The following is a 288-nucleotide window of genomic DNA, read 5'->3' on the forward strand; positions in this document are numbered from 1 at the left end:
CCGGATCTGCGGCGACGGACCCGACCCCCGAGAGCGCCACCACCACGGCGGTAGCAACCACGCCAGGGTTCGCCGCTGTCGCCGCGTCCGAGGTCGGCACTGCCGACGAGGTCGGCGCTGCCGGGGGCACGTGCGCCGCACCAGACGCGGCTGAATCCGCGTGTCCCGGCGAGCCAGCGAGCGATGGTGCTCCTCGGCCCGGCGGAGTGCCGGGCGTGCAAGCCGTACGCGAAGAGCTTGGCGTGGCCCGGGATGACCAGGCCACGTCCCCCCATGAACCGACCTTCC

At 74.0% G+C, this 288-nt stretch carries 1 protein-coding gene; it reads right to left on the bottom strand.

What is annotated here, in order from left to right:
• Positions 1-275, bottom strand: a 275-nt coding sequence (locus IMZ11_RS44910; RefSeq protein WP_228649940.1) for a hypothetical protein, incomplete at its 3' end; no start/stop codon positions are given.
• Positions 276-288 lie beyond the last annotated feature (13 nt).

Origin of the sequence: Microtetraspora sp. AC03309 (assembly GCF_020826795.1) — a bacterium.
Classification (GTDB): Bacteria; Actinomycetota; Actinomycetes; order Streptosporangiales; family Streptosporangiaceae; genus Microtetraspora; species Microtetraspora glauca.